The following is a 21,131-nucleotide window of genomic DNA, read 5'->3' as shown; positions in this document are numbered from 1 at the left end:
TGGCGGTGACTCCCATCGTTCCGACGGCTTCTCACTGTTCAATGAGCCTTGCCGTCTACTTGCTGCACCACTCTCTTCATCGAAAAGTCGGGGGCATGAGATCACCCCAATCAGGGCTCTTCCCAGTCCATCACTCCATCACCTCATGTTATTCATCAATCTAAGAGCGCGAGATCACATCTACCAGTTTGGAGGACTCAATGAGACACCTGTTGCTTTCACTCTCACTAGTCGGAGCCGTGGCATGTTGGAGCGGCGCCGCTCACGCGGCAAATCCCATGTCGGATAAGGAAGCCTCACCCACTTTGGGAGAGCGCCTGACAAAAGATACGGTTTCGGGCACGTTAATGAAAATGGAAGGCGAGTACTATTGGATCAAGGACAACGACGGAAAGGAAACCAGGATCCATGTGGATAAGAGCAGTAAGATAGACAAGGTGGTTGTCGGCGATCACGTGAAAGCCTATGTGACCGATCGAGGTCATACGACGACCCTTCAACGCGCTGATTGATAGAACGTTGATAGAGCACGGAGTCGCTTGCGCGACGGATAATGCTATTGGCGCGGACATTCAACGGAGGAAGAGGATAGCCATATGGCACGATATGGTAAAAGCGCGCAGAAGTCCGTGAAGCGTGCAATGCATCAAAAAAAGCGGGGCCAATTGAAGAGTGGTAAAAGCGGCAAGCGCGTCACGAGCAGAAAACAGGCGGTTGCGATCGGCTTGTCGGAAGCCAGGCGAAAGGGGGCAAAAGTCCCTCGCCCCTCGAAGTGAGAACACACCTATCCCGTCAGGCCGCGGCTAGCGGAGTCGAAGGGGATCGCAGGCGGATTCGAATCAGGAGAAAGACCGAACCTGAGGATCCGGCAGGTGCGATCCCCACTCGGCAGACCAAAGAGTTCTGGCCAATATCAGGATGGCTTGTCGTCGGGCCATCGCACGTCACATTGAATGCATCGTGCGGTTGTTTTCCGCGTAACGCACCGGTTCTCCACAACAATCCCAGATATCCTCTGACATGCCGTGTCACCTGGCTACGAAGCGTCGACACGCTGCAGGCTGCGGAGGCGGCCCACTCAAGTTCGGTCGAACACCAACTCACGACCAAGTTTCGAATCGTGGTGCTCGTTAGTCCACCGGTCGAATATGCTTGTGGCCGGATTTCTTCGACTGAAACACAATACGTCATAATGGAGCACCTGCCGAAGTGGTGTGAGGATCCATAGAAAACCCATTTACCGACAGCAACCTTCATGCCCATCGACCATTGAATATAAGTGCACGACTTTCTTGAGCACCAATGACCCCAACATCGTGTAGATGTGTATCTGAAGGACTACGCTCTGAAGATCCCCGTAGCTAAACGGCGAAGGCGAACGATCCGAATCAACTGTGCGATTCAGACAAATCTCTCAACTTGTCCGTGCAGGAGATCAGCGACGGCTGAAAGATCGAACGGCCAGGCATAGCGCAAGACCACTGTCGGGTGTTCCAGACGCAATCGATCAAGAATTTCGGGGATTTCGATCTCCGAATGCGACCCGCCCGGTGTAAACATGGTGGTCGCAACAATGATCTGTTCCGCGCCTCGAGCGACCAGGTCGTTGACGGCTTCCTCCAAGGTCGGCGTACAAAACTCATTGTAGGCAACGGCAAACCACACATCCTTTAACCTCGTGCGAAGCTGACGGGCCACAGATTCCAGCCCTGCCTGGTAAGAATCCGTGACGTCCGTCCTGGGCCAATGCCGGATTTTCTTGTCCAACTCGAGCTCTTCCGGAGATGGGGGCGCATGAGCCGCACGGCGTTGCCCCTCCAACCGCTTCAGTTTGGTCACCAGTTCCTGCGGGCAATCCTTCGGTATGCCCCCATGGCCGACCAGGATGACTCCCTTTGCCTTTGCCATCGACGGACTCCTTGCTTCGAACGTTACATGCCGTGACTGACCATGAGTTCCTCGGGATAGGGATTCAGAAAGGTCTGCGCCCCGACATACTCGATTTCATACTTTGCCACAAAGTACTTGACCAATGTGAGCGGAACGATGAGAGGCACCGCGCCCTGATGATAGTCATGGATTGCAGCATCCAGCTCAGCACGTTCATGGGATTTCAACCGTCCCTTCAGGTGTCCGACCAGATGATGGAAGACATTGGCCTGTTTACGTTTGGTCGTCATTTCCGCCAACGCCTTCATGAAAAGCAGGCCGTATTGTCCCACCAGGTCCATTGGCCGATACCGGTGTGCTTGGGCGACGAGACGACCCAATGCCCGGTAGGGCGCAGCCGCATGAGCCATCAGGAGGTATTTGTGAATCGTGTGAAAGCGGACCACGGCCTGTCTCGTCGGAGCATCCAGCGAGAGCGCACGCCATCGGTGATAGCAGAAGACGCGCTCGATGAAGTGTTCTCGAATCATACCGTCCGACAGCCGCTCCTCGTCTTCGATCGGGACGAGCGGAAACCGCTCACGGAACGCGCGAGTAAAGAGCCCTGCGCCGCTTCGCCCCGCCCTTCCCCGCCGGTCGAACACGCGAACTCCGTCCATCCCGCAGCTCGGCGACTCCTTCTTGAAGACGTAACCGGAGAGGTCTGCTTCTTCCAGTGCGTCAACCTTACGTTGGACGAACAGCATCATCGGCTCGGTCATGTTCCGCCGGCTTTCTACCGTCATGAGCGTGAGCGAACGCGGGCCTCCCTCCAATCGCATGGCCTCGCGCGGCGTGCCGAATCCGGCTTCTACCTCAGGACACACGGGAACCCATTCCACGTGACGGCTCAGAACCTCGGTCAAAAAATGGTCGCGCTTGTGCCCTCCATCGTAACGAACCTGGTCGCCGAGGAGACAACGGCTGATGCCGAGGCGGATCGGATGCGCGGTCATTGCGCTACCCGTCGTTTGGCCAGATCCAGATACTCCCGCCGCGCTTGCCCATGGTCCACAATTGGAGCCGGGTAGTCGTACCCGATACGGCAGCCGGCACGCCGCTGCGCTTCGAGAGTCATGAGATGCGGCTCGTGGATATGCGCGGAAGACACCCTGTCGAGTTCCGGGACGTACGTTCGGATGTAGACGCCGTCGGAATCGAATTTCTTGCTCTGAAGCGCGGGATTGAAAATCCGGTATCCGCGCATCGCGTCCGTCCCGGTCGAGGCACACCATTGCCAATTGCCGTTGTTCGCCGCGACATCGGCATCGATCAGCTGCCGCATGAAGTATCGTTCTCCGCTCCGCCAGTCCAGTCGCAGATCCTTGATCATGAATGACGCGGTGATCATGCGCACCCGATTGTGCATCCAGCCGGTTTCATTGAGCTGGCGCATGCCGGCGTCCACGATCGGATAGCCGGTTCGTCCTTCGCACCAGGCCCGATAGAGCCGGTCCCGTTCCTGACCCGGCTGGCGAGCCGGAGGAGCTGAAGTTTCGCGAAACGGTCCCTCAGCCACATGCGGGAAGGCGGCAAGGACTTGCTGGAAGAATTCGCGCCAGATCAGCTCGTCGATCCACGTGACAACGTCCGCGCGTGAGACAGGCCCGCTACCGGTCAGGGAATCAAGCGCCGCCCGGACAGCCGTGCGCGCCGAGAGGGTTCCGAACCGAAAATGAGGCGACAGCATCGAACTTCCATCGATTGCCGGCCGGTTGCGCCCGGCCGCATACCGGTGAAGCGGCCCTTTGACGAACCGTCGCAATCGCTTGACGGCGTTTCGTTCGCCGGGCTCGATCCGGACCGGCACGCGATCGTACCCGAGGATGTCCGGAGACGGAATAACGGGGCAGGAAACGGGACACTGCGCTCCCCTCGAGGAGAGCGTTTTCGGAACGGGTAGGATGGCCGGTTTCGCCGCCTGCCACTTCGTCCACCAGCGCGCCCGATATGCGCCGTAGCGCTGCAGAGGCCCCCCGGTGGCGCTTTGGACTTCGTCCGCCTCAAAAATTACGTGGTCTTTGAAAGAGCGAACCTGTACGCCTCGCTGCATCAATTCGACCTCAACGGTCCGGTCCCGGAAAATTGCCGCGGGTTCATAATCGCGGTTCCAGTACACGGCGTCAGCCTTCCACTCCAGCACGGCAGACGGCACCTCAACCGCCGGATCTCCCCGCCGCCATCGCAGCGGTACCCCCAAGGAGGCCAGACGCTCCGCCAGGTCATCCAGGCACCCGAGCATAAAGTTTACGCAGGCGTCGCCGAAGGCCCGGGATTGCAGAAGCGGTTCGTCGAACACAAAGAGGGGAATGATCTCGTCGCACTCTTCGCACGCAGCGGTCAACGCCGGCTGATCCGCGAGGCGGAGATCCCGTCTGAACCAGACGACTCCACGCATCCTCACGCCATCCTTCCGAGACCGGAAGTCGATCGACGATCTTGAGTTTCCATGTTATTTTTCGGCGGTGGTTCGGATCTCGCGTTTGGCGAATGTGCTCAGAATGTCCGCAAGCGACTCCTCGTTGGGAGCCTGAGCGAGCGTACTATTGATGTACAAGACCTTCGCCCCGACCACGTCCGTAATCCGTTGTGCGCGCTCCGGCTCCTTGTGACATTGGTCGGTCCCGGCCGCATTCCCCGACACCGGTGCGCTGACCGACGACACCACGATGTTCCCGATCACTCCGCGTTTTTCTCCTCCCAACGTGATATTGGGCAAGACGCCGACAATCAGGAGATACCCCTCCATCGTCTCATCCGTCACCGTATGGCCTTCGTCCCGAAGCTGCCGCTTCATGGCCGCCTCGACCAAAATACCTTCCATCTTGTTGCCTGTATTCAGGATCGACAGGGTTTCGGCCCGGACGGAAGGGCAGCCGTCGAAACAAACCAGTCCGGACAGGATGAAGCCGATGATGATCGCACTGCGTGCAGCCGTCCGCATAATCATCCCTCCTATGAGTAGGGCTTGCCCTTGCTTGCTGGTGGAAACGTTCGAGTCGTCTGATCCGTAAGATCGATCCTAACAGGACGTACACCGCATTGCAGCCGTTGCCTGAGACCACATGAAAGAGATGTGGGAGAGCGGGAACCTGCGATAGTCGTCGACCTGCCGGTCTTCCGAAAGGAAGCGCCGGGCAACGACCGTTAATGCGGCTTCTGAAGCTGATTGAGCAGCAGATTGAGACGCTGCTGATGATAGGACGCGAGGGCTTGGAATTCGATCCCGATACCGTCAGCCCCGCACCACCGAACATTCGCGGCTGGAATCGCGATGGGCAGGTCCTCTCCCGTAAAGAGCAGGAGATCGATCACGGTATTGGGGGCGACCCGGACGGTATTCTGAATTCGGCAGCCCTTCTTGGAAAGGTCGACGGACCGGGTAATATGCGGCCCATCATGTGCCATCAGAGCGCACGGAAGCGACACAGGGAACCGCTGGTAGCGCCGTTCGATCATGACACTGCACCATGGCAAGGCATTACTTTGATTCATGCAGATGCAATGCCGTTGATGCCGAAGCGGCGTTTCTCCACATTATTCATGTGTTCCACACGAAGGGAGCGCAATAAAGCTGACTTTTTTGTACGCGGATGAAGGTCTTGTAGTACGCTAGGGCATTGAGCGTAGGACGCTCATATCACAACGACACGTCAGTCCGGGCCGAAGCCGGCCGTTCTCGAGCACGAGATGCCGACGACCTACACGGAACGTTTTGCGAGAAACACTGAATTGATCCACGCCTATGCTGGCGATAATTCGCCTCGTATGGCGGAGATCAAACATTTGTATGCCATCCTCAAGCGCCTGAACGCGAAACACGTGCTCAATGTGCCGTTTGAAGGCAACCTGGTCAAAACCATCGCTCGCACTGAAGCGATCACATTCGCGGACTTCATCGTCCCGGATACGTTGGACGAGTGGAATATCATTCAGACCGACTACGAATTGACCGGAATACCGAGAGACCACTTTGACGCCGTTCTTTCAATCGCCGGAATCCACCACCTGACGGATCAAGAGCAACTGCAGTTCATTGTCGCCACTCGTCAAGTGCTCAGAAGGGGCGGGCGTTTGTTGATGGTCGAAGTCACTAGCGAATCGTCAACCAGCCGGTTTCTCGACACATTTGTCGGCCGATACACTCCGACGGGACACACCGGGAATTACCTCAAAGATGACTTCGTTGGCGTGCTGAGCCAGGCGGGATATCGGCGCATCACTCGCAAGACGATCGTTCATGAATGGATATTTGCACACGAAGAGCATCTCTACATCTGGATGACGAAGTTTTTCGGCATTCGTGTTTCAAAGCCGGTCTTGCTCCGTCACGTCAGGGACCTGCTCGGCATGAGACGGAGCGGCAACGGGCTGAAGATCGACTGGAGATTGGACTTTGTCAGTGCGGAGACCGAAAAAATGCCTCGGAAAATTTCATCTCTCCGTTCGCCGGGTAAAACTTCCCCGTCCCGCCTGCCGGCAGATGCGTCAACTCGCCGAAGAGTATCCGCGTAGTATCTGTGTAAAAATCCACCCTGACGTAGTCGAATTCGGACGCCAGAATCCGTGCGCTTTCCAGAAGCTGCGGCAGAAACTCCCAGCTCTTGGGTTCGAATTCCTGAAGCGGGAAGTGCAGGCTCACCCCAAGGGGCATTGCATTCACATCGAACGACTGTCGCGATTTGGTCGTCCGATCGATCAGACTGATGACTTTGGGCTCGCCATTGAGACAATGGAGCGACCCTTCGAGCACGAAGGAATCGTCGATATATTCTTCAACGATGACTTTTCTCTCAAGCCCGACATAGTTCTTCTCCAAATCATCGAGAAAATAATCTTCCTGGAGCCAGTTCTTGATCGTGGGTGACGCGGCTGCGTACTCGGACGCCGAACGAACGATCACGATTCTTCCGGAACAGTGTGTCGGCTTGACGACGGACGGGTAGACGGAAGGCGTATCGCGATCGACCGCCGCCGCACTCCGCAAGATCATGTGCGTCCGCGGAGTAACCCCGCGTCCGAGCTTCTTTTCGATATAGATCTTTCCAAGCTCCTTGTCGGTGACGAGCCTTCGCAGAGGGTGTTTCAGTTCGGAACCTGATTTGATCTTGAACAGAAAATCGTTGAACAACCGGTTGGGTCTGACCGGAAGCCTGTTGTGGACCTCGAGAAACTGAAACAGATAGGTCGGATAGAGAATGGCGTCCAACAGCCGGGACGGTATTCCACGTCCATAGAGCGTCACGGCGAGGCGGCGGAGTCGCTGATGAATGAACCGAGCGATCATCAGGCGTCGGATATCACCGGTGAACGCGGCCACCGATCCCAGCCACGCGGGATCGACGGAATTCATGTTTCAGACAGAAGTACTGAGTGCGATTCAATACGTATCCGGATGCATGGGGCCTCGCACCCCCCAAGCAAGGAAGGTCTGCCCTCCGGCCGTTCCGTTGGTCAACGCCATGCCACCGGCGAATGTCACCACCCATACGGCCTGACCAGCCGGAGGAGGGGAAACCTCGGTCGTCGACCAGAAGGTATTGGACGGCACGGTAAAAACGCTGGTTGGCACGAAGGGGGCCGGCAATGAAGGATCTTGAAGGCTTTTCAGTTCGAAGACGGAGGGGAGACGCCAACCGGTTGCGCCACCCACTACCAAATTGGCACAAATGGTCCGTGCACCCAGCCAGTCCCGCAGCGTCGTATCCGGCGTCCGTTGCCAGACTAAGCCAGTGTTGTTATCACGAACCGCCTCGTTATTGAACTCGGGCAGTATGGTAAAGCGAGTTGCGCTAGGAAAGTTTCGGTCCCAATTCATCGTTCCCCTCCCGTGAGTCCTTGTCTAGGATGCGCAGAGCCGGAGTTCAAGTACAAGTGATACCAGCATCCGGTCCGACATTCACGAATGTCCCGCAACGAATCCGCACCAATGATCCACTCACTCCGGCCCCCGCAGGCAGACAATGTGCTCCGGCCTGTCAGGGCTTCTGGACTCGTGTCCATCCATGACGCCTCAGGCATTTGTCGGATTCGGTATCCCACATGGATTTTGGATACCCCTGCACCTCGGTCCGGCATTGCACGTTGTCTTCGTCGAATTGCACGCTGGTCTTGCTTGGGTGCACCCAGTTCTCCTCTTGTGGCCGTGCAGCTTCATTTCGATTCTTTCCCGGTATGGAGGCGGCTGACTTGGCCGTCTCATAGTTGGCGTTCGTAAACTCGCCGTACGACCCGCGATAGCTCCATGCGGTCGCAAGGCCGTCCCTCCCATAGGTATAGGTGACGGTATGTTCCAAGGGTTGGCCGACTTGTGTCCATTCACATATCTCTGTCGTTGAATTTTGATTTCTACACTGATCCGGCGGCCCGATAGCACGGATACGATCGGCCTTCGGTTTTCCCAAATGGTAATTAAGACTTTGGATGTAAAATTCTCTCTGCTTATCGCGACGAGAATCCGGTGCATACACGTCGACGATCTCCTTGTCCCAAAACTCGCACCCCTGTAGGACAGCCGTCAGGAATATCAGCAGGAACAGCTTCATGCTCCCTCTAGAGAATACATCACCAGTCATGCCGCCTCCCGGTTAAGTGGGCGCAAGTATAGCGTTAGCCGGGGTTAAGGTCAGCATGATCCGTGAGATTGTGGGCGGCGTCCCGCAGCCGTGAGTGCCCCTGCTCGATAGGACCGGCACGGTGAGTGTCAATGCATCGCAGTCTGAGATCTCCGCTGTATACTCCCCTCTAGCGTGAACTCGTGATCAGCGCATTCATGCCTTCTCTAGGCTACAATCGGCCGAAAAGCCTTAATTCTCATGTTCTTAGCTCAGGTCCCCTCACAATAGACGACAACATGTCATCCATCAATCTGTTACAATTACATGGCCATGCCGATAGTCGCTGATTCACTACTGAAGAAAGGTTTCTGATGAAGATCTCACCCGTTTGGAACCGGAACGCCCCCAAGAAAAAGAAGACCAGATCCACATCGAAACCGAAAATTCGCTGGGAACTGCTGGGCTTGTCCGATCCGGCTGTGACGGAACCCACGGCGATTGAAACAATCAGAAGGTCCGTGTCATCGCTCGCCAGCCAAGGATTTGGAGACGAGACGCTGTTGAGATCGGCGGAGCAAGAGATGAAAGGACGTGCCCGGACACGTCGATCCGGCGGCAAAGGAGTTACACGACGCCCCAGGAATGGCTGAAGGTCGTCAGCGTGTGCACAGCGCTAGAGGATCTCTCCCCTTGCCAGGAAACAATCCGTATCTGAACCGTGATCCTAGAAGGTCACGCATTCGGCAACTTCTGACTCAAGAAATTCTGTCAGGACAAAGAACCCTGGATATTGTGTGAAGTGCTGCCGAGTGGGAAGCTATCAGAACAGTTGCTGCCAGTAGAGCGGAAAGGGAGAGGGGCATCTTATCGAGATGCCCCTCTCAAGAACAGCCCCGAGACTAGAAGCGATTCCGACCGCCGAAATCGTTGCCGGATCCTCCGCCACCAAATCGCTTTCCACCGCCGGAGCGGGACTCCTGCGGCTTCGCTTCGTTCACCGTAAGTGACCGACCATCCATTTGAGACCCATTCAAAGCCGTAATGGCTGCCTGGGCTTCTTCCGGCGTCGACATTTCGACGAAGCCGAAGCCTCGCGATTGCCCGGTAAACTTGTCAGCGATGACACGGGCTGATTCAACCTTGCCGTGTGCGGCAAACAGAGTGGTGAGTTGCGTCTCGGTTGCCGCGTACGGCAGACCGCCTACATATAATTTGGAACCCATGAGGTTCCTCCCTTCAAATGTGACATTGTCGAAAACACCAGCGCGAGGTATGAGAGGAAGGAGAGGGCCGAAGACGCAATCACGAACAGCGGCTTTGGTCAGGCTTCCGATCAGTTTCCGGGTCCGGGTGAGACAATATCGGTGATGGACCGTTCAATTGAAATGTTTCACGCGAGGTCCGCCGCGATGAAACGAGTATATCGTAGCAGGTTGTCCTGAGAATAGCTATTCCGCAGTATGTAACCAGGATTGCACCGCGGATCAGATGCCCGGCCAGAACGCTGCCCTATGACTCGTAAACCGCTTGCAACGGCCTCGCCATACTCGACGAGCCTCGCTAGCCTTGAAAGAAAGCCACGAAAGAACCAGTGGATCGGCTCTACGATATTGCACGGGATTTTGGTGCCGAAGCCGGGATACTATCCCCAACCTATTGCAAAGCTTACGAATCAATAACTTAGATCTTGAGTTGCTGCCCCACGCTAACGGATCGCTAACCGCTCTGTCTACAGCTTGCAGACCAGATGCGCCTTCATAGGCTCGCAACAATCCACGGCATAATCATAGCGTGTCCGCCTCGTGTCCGTGTACCGCGAAGGTCCGCCGTACTCGAGCAAGATTGGTTGAATCAGAAAAAGCATGCTTCTTCCCCCCAGGACAAGACCCGCCGGGACCTTCGCGGCAGGCGGAGGGCCACCTCTGAGCCTCTCCACCCTAGCACTATAAATCTACCCGAGCCCGCTACAGATCTCCCCCTCTCCACTTCCTATTTGAAATTCTCTAAAAAAGGAAACCCCTCATGGGGATGAGACCCAGACCGCTTACCGCATCGGGGTCACGAACCAAGCGACATTAACGACAAAAAAACACTGGGGTGTTCTCCTCGGAGAAATTCACAAAATGTGATGCCTCCCAACCGGTCACGGCTGAAAGCACATCGAATTAGACGAAAAGAGGGGGAAGCGTGGGAAGGGGACAAGCTTGAGATTGGTAAGATTTCGCTTGTTTCTATTCGGCTCCCTTTGAATAGCTACATATCCGCTTACAGGGGTTGGCGTGTATCGCAGAACCGGCAGGAAGCTTTCGGAAATAAACAAAGGGTTCGTTAGCTACCATCCCTAGGAGTTGTAAGGAACGATCAAAGCCAGAAGTCAGCACATTGGTCAGTTTTATAGAAAACTTCAATTTGATTCCATCTATATCGACCGTGGCTTCTATATATGATTTGTCGCCAATAGGCGGGATTATTATTTAGAAAAATAGAAGACTCAAGTCCTAAATTACACGTATTTGATTTATTTAGGTTGACAAGTTAAAAGCCTGCGAATAGTTTACGTCCTCTCCGATTTTTCAACGAGCAGTTGCCATCATTGAGGATGGAATGCAGCAATTGGCAGTTGGTGTAGAGAAGTTACTCGTCTGCATCGCACACAACTTTCACTGCCGTGCACAATTACTGGCCAAAAGTGCCATCACTAGAATGGGGTGGTCACTCCTGCCCCATCGCGTAACACAAAAGACAACCACCATAATGGGAGCGCTATGGCGTGGACCTCTCTTGAAAATCGTCTAGAACAGCTTCCGCTGGTGCTTGCGGATCCTATGCTACGCATGGTTACTCCTGATCAGTGGCTGTTCGGTTTGCGCTAAAGAATCGCTCCCCTCTCTTTCTGGAAGTTCTAAATGAGCAAGACCTACTTATGAAGGGAATTGCTCAACCGTCGCTCTTGGAGCCCTATCTTCATAACTCATAGGCAGGCGCCTACGATTGGATCACAGGAGCTCGGGGAACAGGCAATCCGGTTTGCAGACAGCCGGGCGGTGCTCGGCACCTTGAACCGCAGCGGCGCGCGCTGACAGACCGTGCCGCTGTTCGAACTGGTCCTTGAAAGGTTGGCCATGCCCACTTCACTACAGACGCGTCTGGCCACCGTGTTCAGCGATGACCCGCAGACCCGGGTGATGGCCGGAGTGGCCAACTGGCGCCCGGGGAGTTTCGGCACGTTCATGCCCGATGTGCGTTCCGTCGTTGTGCACGTGACCGGCGGCTTTCCGCCGCGCGAGAGGGTCGAGGAATTCGTCAAGCGGTACGTCGGCCCGCCGGCCGACTGGGAGAAGCGGGATGATCCGGGCATAGGCACGCAGTATTTCGTGCCAGGTGACGGGACGGTCTTCGGCCTGATCAACATGCCGAGCATCACATTGCACGGCAACCACACGAACAATTGGGCAATCGGCGTCGAGACCGGCAACCTGAGCGAATCATCGCCGCCGCCAGGCAGCCGCTGGGCCTCGCTGGCGGCGAACGCCGACCAGAACGCCGACGACGTGCCGGGCGCGAAGCTGTGGATTTCGCACCGCGCCTTCCGCGAGGTGGTCGTGAGTTGGTGGACGACACGCACTTACGCGGGGCCGGCGCGCGAGGCACTGGGCGACCGCCGCTACATGCTGTTCACCGAGCAGCAGTACCGCGGCTGGGCGCTCCTCGCGCGGTTCCTGTGCGAACGGCACGACCTGCCGCGTAACTTCCCGCTATTGCCGCACGCGCGGCGCGAGCGCACAGTCGACAACTCGGCGACCTTCCGTCGCCTCGCGCTGGCCGACGAACGTTTTCCCGTCCTCGTGCGTGCGCTGGCCGCGCACCATATCCATGAGGCGCTGTTCGAATCGGCCAATGCCGCGACGCTTGAGGCGCGTTACGATGCGGCGATCCAGCCGCGCAACATGGCCACCAATACCAGGGAGCACAACCGCGTCTGGACCGCCCTGTTCGACGTATACCGCGGCTTCCACGGCCACGGCTTCTCCGGGTCGAACACGCTTAATAGCTCTGACCACGATTGCCCCGGCCCGCTATTCGACTGGCACCGCTTCGCGCGCGAGGTTTGGGACTGGTGGTGGTATCCGTTCGACCTCAGCGACGACCTTGTCACCGTGGTGACCGCGCGGCGGCCGGAGCGGCGCGCGGACGGCACGACGCCGTTGCGCGAGTACTACTTCGAGTCGACGCGCGATTTCGACGCCAAGGATCGCGCCTATACTTTGCTCGCGGCAGGCAGCGGGTTGCGCTCGAGCAACGGCATTTTCGGCGACATCTCGTCGCCATCGACCTTCAACCTGGGTACGGCGGGGGTGCCGATCTATGCGCCGGCCAACGGCGAGCTGGTCGCGGCGCGCTTCCCCAACACTGGTGACGAGGTCAGCATGGCGTTCGTGCTCGTGCGGCACGAGATCTTCCATCTGCCCGACACGCTGTCGGTCGAGATCGAAGGCGTGGGCTCGTTTCCCGCTAACCCCGGCCGCATCGACTATGACCAGGAGCCCACTTATGTGTACTCGCTGATCATCCACCTCGCACGCCCAGACGGAATGAGCTTCACCGAGGTGACCGACTCCAACCCCTGCTGGCTCAACCGCGTGCTGATCCGCAAAAAGGAATGCGACCTCGTCCTCGCGCTGTACGACGCCAGTGCCGCGCACGGCGGTATCGAGCAGGCGGCCTGGGATTCGCGCCCGCCGGGAACGCCGCGGCGGCCCACTGTGCTCGAAAGTTGGCGTACCGACGCGGTGGCACTACTCTTCTTCCTCGAGCGGCTGCGCGCCGGAGACGTGGCGGTCGGCGCGAGCGGACGCAATAACGAGACGCCGATCCGCGTGCTGCTGGGTGACTTCCTCGGACACGCCGGCGTGATCCGTAAGGAAGGCACAATGGTGCTGCATGGTATCGGCCTGGAGACCTTCGGCTCCGGATTCGTGCCACCGGCCTTCCAGTCCGTCGCCAGCGCCTCGGGTTGGTCGCTGCCCGCCGGCACGCCGATGCCCATGCTGCCGGCGGTTTTCTACCAGAGCGAATGGTCCAAGGCGCCGTCGGCGGAGGAGCGCACGCGCCTGCAAGGCATCGGCGTCAACCCCGACCTCGTCAACTGGTGGGGCGATGCCTCGCTCGTCACGCGCCTGCATCCCACGCTGCCAGGGCACGGGCAGCTCAACGCGGCCGGATTCGCGTTCCATTACGAACCGTTGAAGTTCATGCGCTGGCTCAACGAGACCACCTGGGCCAGTGAGTGGCCGAAGTACAAGGTCACCGACGCGGCCGGCGCCGCCGTACCGCAGTTACCCGACCATCCGCGCCCGCGTGCGCGGAACGTCTGACGCGGAGATCCGCATGGCCACCAACGACAACACTCTGCCTGTCACACTGCGTGACGAGATCGTTGCGCTGCTGGCGCCACTGGTCGACGCCACGCGGCGACCGGTGGGTGTGAAACTGCTGATGCAGTCGATGGGCAGAACCGACGAGGTCGGCGGCCGCGCCGATCTGCGCCGGGAGATCGAGCGCCTGGGCGGGCTTGCGCAGGAGATTGTCGACCTGCAGCCAGAGATGCTCGATTCGTGGTCCGGTGTCGCGCGCCTTCTCGCGCTTGCGGACGACCTGTTCAGCTCAGCGCGCGGAGTCGAGCACCTCGTGCAGGACCCGACGCTGGCCGACCAGACGCGCGACCTCGGGCGCGACCTGATTGAGCAGTTGCTCGCGATGCACCTGCGGGTGCGTCACCCAACATTGTTCCGCGCTGCGTGCCTGTTGACACTGGTGACGCCGGCCGAGATCGCGTCTGCCCAACCGATGGTCGCCGACGGTGCGAAGGTTGTCCGATTACCGTGGTGCGGAGATCGGCTGCAACTGGAGCGGGTCGACGCGATCCTCCAACGCCCGTTGCCGACGCTGTCCGAGCATTACTTCCCAAATCGCCTCGACACCGCCGCCGACGCGCACGAGTCGGCGCGCCGCCTCTTTCCACTGCTGCGGCTGCTGGCGCACACGCTGGGACTCAAGTGCTTCGAGGACCGCGTGGCGGTCGGCCCGCCCAGCGCGCCGCTGCCAGTCGAGCTCAACGAGTCGGATCACTTCGGCGACGACGAGCACGACGCAGACGCGCTCGCGGTGGAGTTCCCGCAGGCCGAGTCAGTGGACCTGAGGCCATACCTCGAGAGCGTCGAGCCGCGTTTCGTTATCGTGCTGCCAGGACAGGTGAGCGACGGCGTGGCCGCTCCGGCGCGGTTTGCGGTTGCTGCGCGTGTGACGTCGGCACGTCATCCGGCCGCTGCGCACGGGCTGATCATCGAATTGCTCGGCCAGCTCGCCTTCACCGAGACGCGCGACGGCTGGCGCCTCACGCTCGAAAGCGAAGGCAGCGTGCCCGGCTTCGTGTTCGGTCCCGATGGTGCGGCGCTCGCGCCGGACGCACTGGCCGACGCGACGGCCAGCGCAAAGCTGCGGATCGAGCGCGAGGCCGCGGCCGGTGCGCTGGCATTCGTGTTCGGCGCGAGCACCAGTACGCGGCTCGAGATCGGCGCGCTGCAGCTCGACGCAGACCTGCGCGCGACGGGTTCCTCCGCTGTCGTCCTGCTGGCCATCTACGCGCAGTCGGGCGCACTCGTCCTTGCGCCTGCTGACGGCGATGGATTTCTCAGCAGCATCTTGCCGGCGAAGGGCATGCGGGCCAACTTCGATCTCGGCCTGGCCTGGTCCAACGAACGAGGACTGACACTGCGTGGCAGCACGGGGCTGGACGCAACCTTACCAATTGGGCTTGCGATAGGTGGGCTGAAGGTGCCGACCGTTCATCTCCGGCTGCATGCCGGCGACAAAGGCTTGGAAACAGAAGCATCGGCCACACTCGTGCTCCGGCTTGGCCCCGTAGAAGCAACGATAGAGCGAGTGGGACTCGCTGCTGACCTAACTTTCCCCCAAACTGGGGGCAATCTTGGTGTGGCGGATCTGGACTTCCGTTTCAAGCCTCCCACCGGCGTCGGCCTCACGATCGATGCCGGCGTCGTACATGGGGGAGGCTTTCTTTCCTTCGATCCTCAGCAAGCTCAGTATGCGGGTGTGCTCTACCTGGAGATGCAAGGCGGCATCGCCGTGCGGGCCCTTGGGCTGATTCATACGCGGCTGCCGGGCGGCCAGAACGGATTTTCCCTTGTTGTGGTGATCACCGCCGAAGGCTTCAAGCCGATCCCGCTTGGCTTGGGGTTCATGCTCCGGGGAATCGGTGGGCTTCTCGGCATCCATCGAACAGCGAACGAAGACGCCATTCAGCTAGGTATGCGCGCCAACACGCTCGACGGTATCCTCGCACCGGCTGATCCGGTCCGCAATGGGCCTCAATATCTAAGTGCACTCAACACGGTGTTTCCTCCGGCACAGGATCATCATCTCTTTGGGCCGGTCGTGCAGATTACGTGGGGCACTCCACCCCTTGCCATCATTCGCTTAGCCTTCATTGTGGAATTCGGCGTGCGCACCAGGGCACTAATGGTTGGGCACCTTTCGGCGATCCTTCCCAGGCAGGAGCTGGATCTTGTCCGCCTCCAGATGTACGTCTTTGGCGGAATCGATTTCGCGCAAGAGCGGGCCTTTCTCGATGCGGTGCTGCACGACTCGCGTTTGCTGAACAAATACGTCATCACCGGCGAGATGCGGATGCGGATGACTTGGAACCGGAATCCGTCTTTTATCCTGGCGATCGGCGGGGTGCATCCGGACTTTACGCCTCCCCCTGGACTTGAGCCGATGCCCCGCCTCGCCATCGTACTAGCGAATTCCGACGATCTGAAGCTCCGGTGCGAGGCGTATTTCGCCATCACTTCCAACACCGTCCAGTTCGGCGCGCACGTGCATTTGTTCGCGAAAAAATCGAAATTCAGTGTCGAAGGTATGGCAGGCTTCGATGTGCTGATTCAATTTAACCCATTTCATTTCGTCGCGGCGCTGCATGCATCATTGGAATTGAAGGCCTTCGGCCGAAGCCTCTTCATGGTGTCCTTCGAGGGCGAACTGTCCGGCCCGCGTCCGTTACATGTTCGGGGGAAAGCCACATTTAAGATCTGGATCTTTAGGAAATCGGTGTCATTCGACACGACCCTTATCGAAGGGGAATCTCCCCCGGTTCCCGAGTCGACTGATGTGGCCAGACTGTTGCGAGAAGCGTTGAGCCAGCCGGCCGCGTGGAGCGCGGCTCTGCCGCGCACGCTTTCGAGATTGGTGAGTCTGCGTGAGATTGACGACTCGACGGGGATACGCATGCACCCGCTGGGTCTCCTGACGATCAAACAAAATGTCGTGCCGTTGAACCTTCTGATCACACGGTTTGGGACAACGCCCGTCGCTGGCGGGCCGCAGGAATTCCAAATCCAACAACTTCAGATCGGCATAGGAGGTGTTGACACCGAACCGGTACGTGATCACTTTGCCCCGGCCCAGTTTCGTGACATGTCGGATGATGAGAAGTTGTCGAGCCCGTCGTTTGAATTGTTAGAAGCTGGGATCCAGGCTACAACCCAACAGGCGGAGCATGGCGCTCCACTCACGACTACAGTGGAGTATGAAGAAAAGATCATCCCCAAACCGGCTGGCCCGCCGCCTCCACGCCATACGATGGACGCCGGGATTGCCGCTCGACTTTCGCGGTGGAGCGCAGCTGGTCTGCACGCAGCCAAACACTCCGGGCCAAACCGCTACCGAGCTCCCGCCCTAAAACTGCCGACTCGGAGCAAGATCTTCCGATTGGTCTCAAAGTCCAATCTTACGAAACGGCTCAATTCGACGGACTTCGTTACCTACGCTGAAGCTGATGCTGCGAAGAGAAAGCTGAATTTTACGGAACAAGCGGGTCTGCAGATTGTGGCCGTAACGCCTTGATCGGAGGTCGCGCTCCATGGCCGATACTACTGTTCGCCATTTTCTCCCCTGGGTTCGGCACGGTACGGCGAATGCGATCACCACGATAGATTCGCTCTCACGAAACCAGCCGGCACAAGTATCAATATCGGCGAAGATCACACTGAATGCGCTCGACCTTCCACCGACAGAGTTGCGTCTCTACGGGCCTGGAGATGTGACAGCCTTGGATCCGTCGCAAATCGTGCGCATGGAGCCGCGCCCACACACGACGACATTCGAAAGTAACTTGTTTCCTCACATCGAATTCGATCGGCCTGCCCCGTCCCAAATTAGCTGGTCCGTTGAATTATGAGTTCAAGTTAGCAAATGATGTCGTGTTGCAGGTTAAGCCGGGCAGTAAAACCCAAACGTTCAATTGGGGGCTACGAAACGAAAAGCAAACGTAATGCTGCCCTAACAACCCTATCATCGACATTCAAGAATCTGATTGCCGAAACGCTTTTCAGGTAGCAGCAATGGGCAAATCATTTGATTCGTGGTTTGGTCCTCTCAACGCATAATGGCTGTTTACTAAACCCAATCCTTGAGCAGTGCGCAAATACCGGAAGATAAGTGGGATCATTGCTAAAACTACATTTTGTAGGAAACAGATGTAATCGAAACACCCCTAAGAGAATCGCTATGCCTCATTTCAGGGATGCGAACTCAGAGCTGCAGGTTGAGGTATCTGTTCTGACTGGTGTAAGCGAACACACAAACCGCCGGACCCTGACCGGCGAATGCGAGGATTGGGTGTAGAGTTGGTACCCCTTGAGGTCCACCGGCGTGCGATAACACCCTGATGAAAAAATGGGACGAGTGGGTATTCGAGATAGTGAATGTTCGCGACCCACCGAGCAGAAACTCCAGTCGCATGGCATGCTAGAATGACAGAAACAGCTTGCCAGAATTCCTTTTCACAGCCTAGAAATCGGCAGTGTGCAGCGGACGAACGATTCCGTGCTCTCGGACCTATCAGGCAAAGACATCATTGTGTTCTTTCCAATTTTGCCATTTCATTAAGGGATCCTCTGGAAAACGTTTGAGTATTCTCCTTTCACCCTGAGATTTTAACTTCGCATTGTGCTTCCATGCGATATCACCGGCTGCTCTAACACTCCAATAAACAGCATTGACCACAATAGGATCTATTCCAAACTCTTGCATCCCTATCCGTAATATTTGGTCCGCCATTTCCCGAGAGCGGTTCTGGGTCCAGTACAAGTAGTCATGTACTATAGCTGGGTATGTGTATTTGCCGTCGCGCGGCAAGAACTGCCAAAATATACGTGGCACACTGGCGAAGTCAGTAACAAATCCTATTGGTACGTCGACCTGCTCATAAGTTTTCTGCTGTTCTCCCTTCGCGGGGACCCAAGATATAGGTTTCGTTGTGGCATACATCTCATCGGCAAAACGAAACAAATGGAGTGCTCCAATAGGGGGCTTTATCTGAAAAAATTCGTTTAGCCATATCTCCTTTGTAATCTCTCTGTCTTCGGTGAGTTCTTCTGCCCTTACGATGCCAACACTAAGAAGAGGTAGATAGCGCATGAGCATGTAGGGAAACAATAATAGAAGACCGGCGGATACCCTGAACAGCGTTCTGCGTTCCAAACATTGAGAGTGAGGTTGCCTAGACATAATCGTCGTACCTCCTATGGTGAAGTGCTAGTGCATTGGCCGGAAAAGCATTTCACCGTCCCCTTTCACTCTTCCTAGCATGGGAATTTGCCGTGAATTTGTCGTTCGTGCGACATTGTACTGAACATACAGCAGTAGTTCTGATAGAGTAATTACTCCGCTCTTGTCGTACACGCTCGCTTCACCTCTTAACCCTTTAGCCAAGTAGTGTGTGAAGGTGCTCATGTTCAGCGTGGGATCTATCTCGGCCAATTGATCAGCCATGCCAGCTGTCATCATGAATAAACCCTGGGCGGAGGCTAATCTCGCTAGGTTAACGGGTCCTGAACTCTTGGTGATGATACCAAGGCCAGAAAAACAGCTGTCTGCGGCGATAAGCACCTGGCGTGACTGCTTTTCTAACGCTCGACGAGCTTGATGTTCAATGTCGGTTAATCTCAAACATTTAACCGAAGGATGGTCCATTTCGCAGTCAGATGTTGCAATATAGGCTTCTGATGGCATGGTCTTGTCTCTGAAACCGTGTGATGAAAAGTATATAAACAATCGGTCATCTTTAGATGCTGCATTCACGAGCATCTCAAGTGCCGTCGCAATTTCGTCGCGTGATAGCCGATCTCGAAAAAGAGTGGTTACCTCAAAATTGTTGAGTTTTAGTGCATTCCCTACCGTTTCGATGTCTTTTTCTATCTTTTCTTTAGGAAACCTGGCAAAGCGATTGTCGCTGAATTGCCAGACGCCGACAATAAGAGCTTTGCTGTGAGCGTAAACGGTATCGAATGCAATAGATGGCGGAACGTCTTCACCATCTACAGTAAATTGTTTCGTTTGTGGTCCTTTGAAAATAACTTCGGAGGACGGTTTTACAACCATGTGATCGTCCAAAGCAAAATCGAATGTAGCTGGCTGCGACTCTATAGTATGATCACCTCTCTTATACATTCCCATGACGGAAAAGTTATGGAATCCTTTCTGTAGAAAGTGATACCTGATAGAGCGGTCACTAGTCCAAGCAGACCAATCATTTTCTTCTGGCCATAGTTTGTATCTGTAAAGCACCTTGTCGGGCCGCAACTTGGACTCACTTCCGACTGACCAACTTATCTTGAGGGGACTTTGCCGTAAACCTCCTTTGACGTCAGCAAAGGCAGGATTCTTACCATTTGCCTTTAAATAAATCGTGAATGGATCTGTTCCTTGTCCTTCGGAGGATACTTCAAAATTTACAATCTCCGACCAGCCCCAATAAAACCTTTCCAGATGCTCGCGAATGAACTTATAAGCATCTTCTGAATTTCGAGCTAGTTGTCCCAATTTGTCAGAATTTTCCAAACGTCTCATTCCAAACCAGGGCACTTGATGATAAACCAGTTTGAACTGCCCAAAGTCCGAGGGTGCGGAGAATCTTAATTTATAAGCAAGCTGATTCGCCGCCTTGTGAGGTGATCTCATCAATATATGAAATAATTGCCATTTCGTGACTTGTTGGGATGTAACCCTTTCCAAAACTTCATCCCTCGGAACAATGGCGAAGAAGACGTATTTAAATTCTGGCGACGCATATGAATAGTCCGTCGCCTTGAAAGAGACAGAAATAGATGCATTAGGCTGAAAGCGACGGTCTGAGGATCCGCTGATTTGGACAGTACTCTCGATGACCTGTAAGCCGCCGGAGTACGCTGGCGTATAGATCCATAGAACTTGTAAGACAATTAGTGCGAGCTTGTTTATCGTACGTCGCGTTGCCATGTTGTTTTACCTTCCGCGCTGGATTTGGTTGGGAATTCTGTGAGTACATTAGGTTTCAGGGACGCCTAGGTCATGAATACTCCTTGACTCACTTAAGCTCCCTTCTGAAATCAGCTGAAGCTTAAATCATCGACAAGCTATTGCCATACTCCAAACGGAAACGGAAATCTAGTCTGGCGGGGCTGCTATGGGGGCGCAATGAATTACGTGTAATTTATTAACCAAACATGCATTCTTATCCCCCGTTGTAGTATTGACTTGATTCTCGTACTTCAGGCAGCCTAAACATCCTCCCGCACCTCTCAT

General features: G+C 56.3%; 16 protein-coding genes. 5 read left to right on the top strand and 11 right to left on the bottom strand.

Translation table 11 applies throughout. From position 1 onward, the window contains the following. Window positions 1-200 precede the first annotated feature (200 nt). Both NSJP_RS19185 and NSJP_RS05840 read left to right on the top strand, forming a co-directional pair. Window positions 201-512 (top strand): S1 domain-containing protein, encoded by a 312-nt coding sequence (locus NSJP_RS19185; protein ID WP_172834195.1) that lies wholly within the window; start codon window positions 201-203, stop codon window positions 510-512. Between the two features lie 84 nt (window positions 513-596). Continuing rightward, complete coding sequence (locus tag NSJP_RS05840; protein WP_080885984.1) at window positions 597-776, top strand: DUF6496 domain-containing protein; 180 nt, start codon at window positions 597-599, stop codon at window positions 774-776. A gap of 625 nt (window positions 777-1,401) precedes the next feature. Here the strand turns inward: NSJP_RS05840 and NSJP_RS05835 are convergent. The 5 genes from NSJP_RS05835 to NSJP_RS05815 all read right to left on the bottom strand — a co-directional run bounded on the left by NSJP_RS05835 (window position 1,402) and on the right by NSJP_RS05815 (window position 5,388). Next, on the bottom strand, window positions 1,402-1,908 hold the full coding sequence (locus NSJP_RS05835; RefSeq protein WP_080885983.1) for a sirohydrochlorin chelatase: 507 nt from the start codon (window positions 1,906-1,908) through the stop codon (window positions 1,402-1,404). Between the two features lie 23 nt (window positions 1,909-1,931). Next, window positions 1,932-2,885, bottom strand: coding sequence for a 2-thiouracil desulfurase family protein (locus tag NSJP_RS05830; RefSeq protein ID WP_080885982.1), 954 nt, complete (start codon window positions 2,883-2,885; stop codon window positions 1,932-1,934). Next, window positions 2,882-4,327, bottom strand: a complete 1,446-nt coding sequence (locus NSJP_RS05825) for a cryptochrome/photolyase family protein (protein WP_080885981.1) — start codon at window positions 4,325-4,327, stop codon at window positions 2,882-2,884. The genes NSJP_RS05830 and NSJP_RS05825 overlap by 4 nt, the downstream gene beginning before the upstream one ends. Before the next feature lie 54 nt (window positions 4,328-4,381). Beyond that, window positions 4,382-4,873, bottom strand: a complete 492-nt coding sequence (locus NSJP_RS05820; RefSeq protein WP_080885980.1) for a hypothetical protein — start codon at window positions 4,871-4,873, stop codon at window positions 4,382-4,384. A 203-nt stretch (window positions 4,874-5,076) separates the two neighbouring features. Next, on the bottom strand, window positions 5,077-5,388 hold the full coding sequence (locus tag NSJP_RS05815; protein ID WP_172834194.1) for a PilZ domain-containing protein: 312 nt from the start codon (window positions 5,386-5,388) through the stop codon (window positions 5,077-5,079). Window positions 5,389-5,619: 231 nt separating this feature from the next. Here NSJP_RS05815 and NSJP_RS19180 point away from each other — a divergent pair, with 231 nt between their 5' ends. After that, complete coding sequence (locus tag NSJP_RS19180; RefSeq protein WP_155969924.1) at window positions 5,620-6,444, top strand: class I SAM-dependent methyltransferase; 825 nt, start codon at window positions 5,620-5,622, stop codon at window positions 6,442-6,444. On the opposite strand, the gene NSJP_RS05810 is transcribed toward NSJP_RS19180, so the two are convergent. The 4 genes from NSJP_RS05810 to NSJP_RS05790 all read right to left on the bottom strand — a co-directional run bounded on the left by NSJP_RS05810 (window position 6,329) and on the right by NSJP_RS05790 (window position 9,709). Beyond that, the gene (locus tag NSJP_RS05810) at window positions 6,329-7,282 is read right to left on the bottom strand and encodes an ATP-grasp fold amidoligase family protein (protein WP_080885978.1); all 954 of its coding nucleotides are present in this window, start codon (window positions 7,280-7,282) and stop codon (window positions 6,329-6,331) included. The genes NSJP_RS19180 and NSJP_RS05810 overlap by 116 nt on opposite strands. A 27-nt stretch (window positions 7,283-7,309) precedes the next feature. Continuing rightward, window positions 7,310-7,747: an Lcl C-terminal domain-containing protein gene (locus tag NSJP_RS05805; protein ID WP_080885977.1), complete on the bottom strand. Its 438-nt coding sequence runs from the start codon at window positions 7,745-7,747 to the stop codon at window positions 7,310-7,312. Between the two features lie 160 nt (window positions 7,748-7,907). Continuing rightward, the gene (locus NSJP_RS05800) at window positions 7,908-8,474 is read right to left on the bottom strand and encodes a hypothetical protein (protein ID WP_080885976.1); all 567 of its coding nucleotides are present in this window, start codon (window positions 8,472-8,474) and stop codon (window positions 7,908-7,910) included. Window positions 8,475-9,385: 911 nt separating this feature from the next. Continuing rightward, on the bottom strand, window positions 9,386-9,709 hold the full coding sequence (locus NSJP_RS05790) for an RNA recognition motif domain-containing protein (RefSeq protein ID WP_080885974.1): 324 nt from the start codon (window positions 9,707-9,709) through the stop codon (window positions 9,386-9,388). A 1,863-nt stretch (window positions 9,710-11,572) separates the two neighbouring features. Between NSJP_RS05790 and NSJP_RS05785 the strand changes: the two genes are divergently transcribed. Together NSJP_RS05785 and NSJP_RS05780 are read left to right on the top strand one after the other, a co-directional pair. Then, window positions 11,573-13,861 (top strand): peptidoglycan recognition protein family protein, encoded by a 2,289-nt coding sequence (locus NSJP_RS05785; RefSeq protein ID WP_080885973.1) that lies wholly within the window; start codon window positions 11,573-11,575, stop codon window positions 13,859-13,861. A gap of 13 nt (window positions 13,862-13,874) precedes the next feature. Beyond that, entirely contained in the window at window positions 13,875-17,411 is a 3,537-nt protein-coding gene (locus NSJP_RS05780) for a DUF6603 domain-containing protein (protein ID WP_080885972.1), read from the top strand. Window positions 17,412-18,407: 996 nt separating this feature from the next. Here NSJP_RS05780 and NSJP_RS19615 read toward each other — a convergent pair. Together NSJP_RS19615 and NSJP_RS05770 are read right to left on the bottom strand one after the other, a co-directional pair. Next, window positions 18,408-19,076, bottom strand: a complete 669-nt coding sequence (locus NSJP_RS19615) for a DUF1353 domain-containing protein (protein WP_080885971.1) — start codon at window positions 19,074-19,076, stop codon at window positions 18,408-18,410. A gap of 27 nt (window positions 19,077-19,103) precedes the next feature. Next, window positions 19,104-20,825, bottom strand: a complete 1,722-nt coding sequence (locus tag NSJP_RS05770; RefSeq protein ID WP_080885970.1) for a caspase family protein — start codon at window positions 20,823-20,825, stop codon at window positions 19,104-19,106. Between the last annotated feature and the right edge of the window lie 306 nt (window positions 20,826-21,131).

This window comes from Nitrospira japonica, from assembly GCF_900169565.1.
GTDB classification, from domain to species: domain Bacteria; phylum Nitrospirota; class Nitrospiria; order Nitrospirales; family Nitrospiraceae; genus Nitrospira_C; species Nitrospira_C japonica_A.
This window is presented reverse-complemented; position numbering and strand designations above follow the sequence as displayed.

What these genes read in the sequence shown, in the direction of transcription:
- NSJP_RS19185 (WP_172834195.1), top strand. Translation starts at nt 201, where the DNA reads ATGAGACACCTGTTGCTTTCACTCTCACTAGTCGGAGCCGTGGCATGT.
- NSJP_RS05800 (WP_080885976.1), bottom strand. Translation starts at nt 8,474, where the DNA reads ATGAAGCTGTTCCTGCTGATATTCCTGACGGCTGTCCTACAGGGGTGC.
- NSJP_RS05790 (WP_080885974.1), bottom strand. Translation starts at nt 9,709, where the DNA reads ATGGGTTCCAAATTATATGTAGGCGGTCTGCCGTACGCGGCAACCGAG.
- NSJP_RS05840 (WP_080885984.1), top strand. Translation starts at nt 597, where the DNA reads ATGGCACGATATGGTAAAAGCGCGCAGAAGTCCGTGAAGCGTGCAATG.
- NSJP_RS05815 (WP_172834194.1), bottom strand. Translation starts at nt 5,388, where the DNA reads ATGATCGAACGGCGCTACCAGCGGTTCCCTGTGTCGCTTCCGTGCGCT.
- NSJP_RS19180 (WP_155969924.1), top strand. Translation starts at nt 5,620, where the DNA reads ATGCCGACGACCTACACGGAACGTTTTGCGAGAAACACTGAATTGATC.
- NSJP_RS05810 (WP_080885978.1), bottom strand. Translation starts at nt 7,282, where the DNA reads ATGAATTCCGTCGATCCCGCGTGGCTGGGATCGGTGGCCGCGTTCACC.
- NSJP_RS19615 (WP_080885971.1), bottom strand. Translation starts at nt 19,076, where the DNA reads ATGTCTAGGCAACCTCACTCTCAATGTTTGGAACGCAGAACGCTGTTC.
- NSJP_RS05770 (WP_080885970.1), bottom strand. Translation starts at nt 20,825, where the DNA reads ATGGCAACGCGACGTACGATAAACAAGCTCGCACTAATTGTCTTACAA.
- NSJP_RS05820 (WP_080885980.1), bottom strand. Translation starts at nt 4,873, where the DNA reads ATGCGGACGGCTGCACGCAGTGCGATCATCATCGGCTTCATCCTGTCC.
- NSJP_RS05830 (WP_080885982.1), bottom strand. Translation starts at nt 2,885, where the DNA reads ATGACCGCGCATCCGATCCGCCTCGGCATCAGCCGTTGTCTCCTCGGC.
- NSJP_RS05825 (WP_080885981.1), bottom strand. Translation starts at nt 4,327, where the DNA reads ATGCGTGGAGTCGTCTGGTTCAGACGGGATCTCCGCCTCGCGGATCAG.
- NSJP_RS05805 (WP_080885977.1), bottom strand. Translation starts at nt 7,747, where the DNA reads ATGAATTGGGACCGAAACTTTCCTAGCGCAACTCGCTTTACCATACTG.
- NSJP_RS05835 (WP_080885983.1), bottom strand. Translation starts at nt 1,908, where the DNA reads ATGGCAAAGGCAAAGGGAGTCATCCTGGTCGGCCATGGGGGCATACCG.
- NSJP_RS05780 (WP_080885972.1), top strand. Translation starts at nt 13,875, where the DNA reads ATGGCCACCAACGACAACACTCTGCCTGTCACACTGCGTGACGAGATC.